5 protein-coding genes are annotated in these 5040 nt (G+C 74.3%); 3 read left to right on the top strand and 2 right to left on the bottom strand.

Annotated elements, in window-relative coordinates:
* The first annotated feature begins 61 nt into the window (after positions 1-61).
* Positions 62-205 (top strand): hypothetical protein, encoded by a 144-nt coding sequence (locus tag ACWGB8_RS37720; RefSeq protein WP_452218178.1) that lies wholly within the window; start codon positions 62-64, stop codon positions 203-205.
* A 154-nt stretch (positions 206-359) separates the two neighbouring features.
* Positions 360-935 (top strand): DUF6939 family protein, encoded by a 576-nt coding sequence (locus tag ACWGB8_RS37715; RefSeq protein ID WP_452218177.1) that lies wholly within the window; start codon positions 360-362, stop codon positions 933-935.
* 51 nt (positions 936-986) lie between these two features.
* On the opposite strand, the gene ACWGB8_RS37710 is transcribed toward ACWGB8_RS37715, so the two are convergent.
* Positions 987-1370: a hypothetical protein gene (locus ACWGB8_RS37710; RefSeq protein WP_452218176.1), complete on the bottom strand. Its 384-nt coding sequence runs from the start codon at positions 1368-1370 to the stop codon at positions 987-989.
* Positions 1371-1711: 341 nt separating this feature from the next.
* Entirely contained in the window at positions 1712-2290 is a 579-nt protein-coding gene (locus ACWGB8_RS37705) for a hypothetical protein (RefSeq protein WP_452218175.1), read from the bottom strand.
* A 251-nt stretch (positions 2291-2541) separates the two neighbouring features.
* Here ACWGB8_RS37705 and ACWGB8_RS37700 point away from each other — a divergent pair, with 251 nt between their 5' ends.
* Positions 2542-4863, top strand: coding sequence for an RICIN domain-containing protein (locus tag ACWGB8_RS37700; RefSeq protein ID WP_452218174.1), 2322 nt, complete (start codon positions 2542-2544; stop codon positions 4861-4863).
* Positions 4864-5040 lie beyond the last annotated feature (177 nt).

Genomic DNA, 5040 nt, shown 5'->3' with positions numbered 1-5040 from the left:
GATGATCCGCTCCGCTGCCGATGGAGGTCCCCCCGACCGGGCGTGCGGGGGAGGGTGGCCGATGCTACGGGGTCGAGCGTACGGCAAGCCCGACCTCTGGCTCACCCGCGACCCGGGCCAACTGGCCGCGGCCCTGGCCGTGCTGCGTGCGGGCCGGATCGCCCTGCAGGCCCGCGGCCGGCTCCCGTTCGGGGTGGCGGCGTAGGTCCTGTCGGTCGGGATGCCCGGGATCGTGCGCCCGGCAGGGTCGGCCGGACAGGGCCTGAGGTGCGTCCGACGATGCGCGCCGGGTGCGGCCGGGATTGTCAGTGGGGTCGGGGATGCTCGGTGGTTCGTGTCCCCGAGACAGGGAGTCCTGTATGCCGATCCACGTCGCCGGCCGCCGCCGTTCCGCGGCGTCGCTGAACGCCGCGTTCCCGGGTGCGGAGATCATCGACGTCACCTCCCGGGGCGCCGAACCGTGGGTGCGGTTGAGCCCGTTCTATCCGCACGGGGGGATCCCGGTGCCGTTCTGTGACGGGGTGGCCGCGGCGTCCGTCGAAGGCATCTGGCAGGCCCTCAAGGTCTTCCGGGACGCGGACGTCGACGCCGCGAAACTCCGGATCACCACGATGAAGGGGCTGAAGCGGACGGTCCGGCGGTACGGTCCGGTCCTCGGCCACCGCGCCGGCCTGGGCGGGGACGAGCTGTTGTCGTACGGGGCGGCCCGGCGCCGGATCTACCTGCCTGCCTACCGGTGGGTCCTGGAGCACCGGGTGGCCGACCTGGTCGGGCAGTTGCGCGCGCGGGAGGGCGATGTCGTGCTGCTGGACTACACCACCAACGGCGACGTGGACGACCACGCGAGTCCGCTGTCGCACGCCGCGCTCGTCCGGCGGTACGTCGAGGGCGACTGGCCCGAGGAGGGTGGGCCGGCGGCGGAGCGGAGCGCCTGATCCGACGCCCCGGCCCGTGCCGTCCGCGTGTTCGGCGCGGCCCCGGCCCGCTCAGTCGGCCGGGACGGCCGCGCAGAGGGCGGCGGCGGCCCCGAAGAGGGTCCAGCCGTCGAGTTCCTCGACGGCGCTGCCCTCCGGCTGCCAGCCGGCGGCGAGGGCCGCGTCGAGCAGCGCCCGGGCGGTGCCGGGCCGGTGGAGGTTGAGCCAGGCGCCGCCCGTGCCGACGGAGCCGCTGGGCACCCAGCCGTCCGGGACCAAGTGCTCGGGGCCGCCCTGGAAGACCAGGCGCAGGTGCCCGCGGTTGCCGGGGAGGCGGAGGTGGAGGACCTCGCCGCAGTACGGGGAGCCCTCGGGGTGGTGGCGGTGTCGGACGGACCAGAGGTAGGTGCGGTCGTCGACCACCAGGCGCCGGGGCTTCTTGTCGCTGCGAGCCATGGGGCCCGATGCTACCCCGGTGCTCGTAAGGACGGCCGCTGCACGACCGGCGATGTGTCAATTCCGTTGCCCTGATGTGGATATGGCATGTCCGGGGCGGGAAATGCCCTGGTCACGGCTCTGGCCACGGGGTGTCGGCGGGGTCTAGCATTCCGGATCACGGCGCCGTTGCCCGAGCCTGACCGGGCTGCCGCGCCGCCGGTAACCGGGTGGTGGCCGCCACCTCCACCCCGAGCCGGGGTGCGCACATCCCCCGAGTGCGCGCCCCGGCACCGCTCCGTCCGGCACGTCGGCCCGATGGCGCCCCGGTGCCGCCGTGGACCCGGCCGGCGACCCCGGTCTCACGGTCCGGTGAGCTCGCGCAGGATGCCGGCGTAGTGGCGCCGCCGGTCCGTCAGGGTGCGCTGCACCGCGGCGTCGGTGCGGGCCGGACGGCTCCGCAGGTGGTTCAGCAGGACGGCGCGCTGCGGCCGGTCCGAGGCGGTGACGTGGTCGAGCACGGCCCCGACGCCCGCGGCGTACAGCAGCTCGTGCGGGAGTCCGCACCAGGTGTCGAAGCTCCGGACCACCGCCGACCACAGGAGCCAGACGTCCTCCGGTCGGCGATCCTCGGCGACGAGCAGTGCGGCGAGTTCGATGCTGTGGCTGAACCCCCAGCCGTGGCCGTGGCGGAGGATCTCCTGCGTCAGGAGGTAGCGGGCGAACGCGGGGTCGCGTTCGCCGGGCGACAGGACGAGGGCTTCCAGGACGCGTTCGCGGTCGACCCAGTGGGCGTCCATGGGGCGGCCGTCGCCGTCGAAGGCGGCCTCGAACTCCAGGAGCTCCCAGTACCGCGGGTGCGCGAACCACCAGGCCGGTTCGAGCGGCTCCGGCTCGGAGCGGTGCGCGGCGTCGGGCGAAGGGACGGAGCTGGACGGCATGGGGGCAGTGTCCTGCCAAGGGCCCGTCCGCGCCAGCGAATTCCGGCCGGGACCGCCACCGGCGGACACCGTGCCGGGAGCCGTCCGAACATCTTCGAAATTTTCGAAAGAGGTTTCTGTTATCCAGAACCACGCGCTCCGGTCTCCGGTGTGTCGGAAGGCCCAGGAGGCATCCGCCGACCCGCGGTCCGTCGTCCGGACGGGCCGGGGCGGGCGGGGGTGCCGGGCCGTCGCACTCGGAAAGGTGAGCGATGGAGCACGGAAACGCCGGTCTGGAGGACGACCGGAGCGGACGGCGCGGAGCCCGCGCCCAGCGGCGTCGGGCGCGTTCGCGGCGCCGTACGGGCCTGATCGCCGTCGCGGTGGTGGCCGGACTGGTCGCGGGGGCGCTCGGCGTCGAGACCGCGCTGGAGTCGGCGTCCCGCAGTGACAAGGTGGTGGCGGGGGGTTCGGCCGACCGGGCGGGGGCGGCCGGGGACCTCGCGTCGGACGACCCGGGCGAGACCGGGACCGCGGAGAGCGCCACCCAGGCGCCCGCGCCGCAGCGCGAGAAGGCCGCGCCGCTGACCGCGATACCCAAGGACCAGCCCGAACGCGGCCTGGTCTACGCCGGATTGACCCTGCCCACCAACGACCGCTGCGCCGGTTCGCTGGAGGTGGTCGGCGGCTCCTTCACCGGCCAGAGCGGCACCGCGCAGAGCGGCGGCAAGGCCGACGGCCAGCTGTGCAGCCACGGCCCGGACGCGCCGCCGAAGGATGTCGACATCCAGAAGGACGTGCCGCCGGTGGTCACCGCCGCGGCCAAGGAGCCGGTGCTGACGCCGGCCGCCGACGCCCAGGCCCCGAACGCGGCCGACCTGCTGAAGGGCGCGGCGCCGGTCCTCGACGCCGGTGCCAAGGCGCTGGTGGGCGGCGCGGCCGCCGCCGCGGACGGCGGACAGGGCGGCGCGGCCGCGGGTGGCTCGGGTGCCGCCGCGGACGCCCCCGCCGGTACGGCCGTGGTCTGCGACGGCGACGGCAGCACCGGCAACCGGGTGCAGGTCGTGTACGTGCACACCCCGGGCAACGACCGGTTCGCCCAGTACGCCGCCTCGTTCAAGAAGTGGGCGGCCGAGGTCGACGTCATCTACAACGCGAGCGCACAGGAGACCGGCGGCGTCCGGCACGTCCGCTACGTCACCGAGCCGGACTGCAGCGCCTCGGTGCTGAAGGTGCAGATCTCGGCCTCCGAGATGCAGGACTTCAACGCCTCCAACCGGGCGATCGCCGCGCAGGGCTTCAACCGCAAGGACCGCAAGTACATGATCTTCGCGGACGCGAAGGTGTACTGCGGCATCGGCACCTTCGCCGGTGACGAGCGGCCCGGCCAGGACAACATGAGCAACTTCGGCCCCTCGTACGGCCGTACCGACTCCGGCTGCTGGGGCGCCCACACCGCCGCCCACGAACTCGGCCACAACCTGGGCGCGGTGAGCAACAGCGCGCCCAACACCAGCCGCGGCGGCCACTGCGTCGACGAGTGGGACATCATGTGCTACTCGGACGCGCCGAACTACCCGGCGATGCGCACGGTCTGCCCGGACCGCACGAGCGACATGCGGCTGGACTGCCGGCACGACGACTACTACCACACCGCTCCCCAGCCCGGCAGCTACCTGGCGACGCACTGGAACATCGCGAACAACCGCTTCCTGATCGCGGGCGGCGGCACCGGTCCGAACCCGGAGCCGACGAAGACGCCGACGCCGACCCCGACCGGCACGCCGACCCGCACCCCGTCGCCCACCGCGACCCCGACCCCGACCGGCACCCCGACCAAGTCGCCGTCGCCGACCCCGACCCCGACCCCGACGGGCACCCCGACCGCCGGACCCGGCACCACCGGACCGGATGTGACGGCCAGTCAGGTCACTCCGAACTCGGTCGTGCTGAGCTGGCCGGCCGTCGCCGGCGCGGCCGGCTACGAGATCCGGCTCAACGGGCAGGCCATCGGCACCGTCAAGACCACCGTGGTGAGCGTCGTGCGCCTGGCGCCCGGCACCTCGTACACCGTGGCGATCGCCGTCCGTGACGCGCAGGGCGCCGTCTCCAAGCCCGGCCGCACGGCCACCTTCCGCACCGGCGCCGACGGCGGCACGCCGCAGCCCGGCGGCGACAAGTACGTCCTGGTGAACGGCCTCACCGGCCAGGCCGCCGACCTGTGGGGCAGCTCGCTCAACGACGGCACCGTGGCCATCGCCTACCAGCGCACCGGCTACGCCAACCAGAAGTGGACCTTCGAGGACGCCGGTTCGGGCGCCGTCCGGATCAAGTCGGCGCGCTCCGGCAAGTGCCTCCAGCTGGGCGGCACCCCGGTGGCCGGGCAGTACGTCGCGCAGCAGGCCTGCTCCGACGCGGCCAACCAGAAGTGGCGGCTGACCACGACCCAGGGCGGCGGCCACACGCTGACCGCCGAGGGCTCCTCGCTCGTCCTGGGCGTCAGCAACCGCTGGTACTACGGCGGTTGGCTGCTGGAGCTGCAGAAGGCCAACGGCCAGGCGTACCAGTCCTGGACGCTGCAGAAGACCACCTGATCCCACCGCTGTACCGACAGCCCCAGGGCCCCCGGGTGCGACCGCCGCGAACGGCGGGCGCGCCCGGGGGCCCGCCCCCCACCCCCCCCCCCCCCCCCCCCCCCCGGCGGCGGCCCCCCCCCCCCCCCGGGTCCAGGGCCCCCCCCCCCCCCAAACCAGGGGCATTAAAACAAAGGT

The sequence above is a fragment of the Kitasatospora sp. NPDC054939 genome (assembly GCF_053610105.1).
Note: the sequence above shows the minus strand (reverse complement) of the source record. Positions and strands in the feature narration are given on the sequence as shown.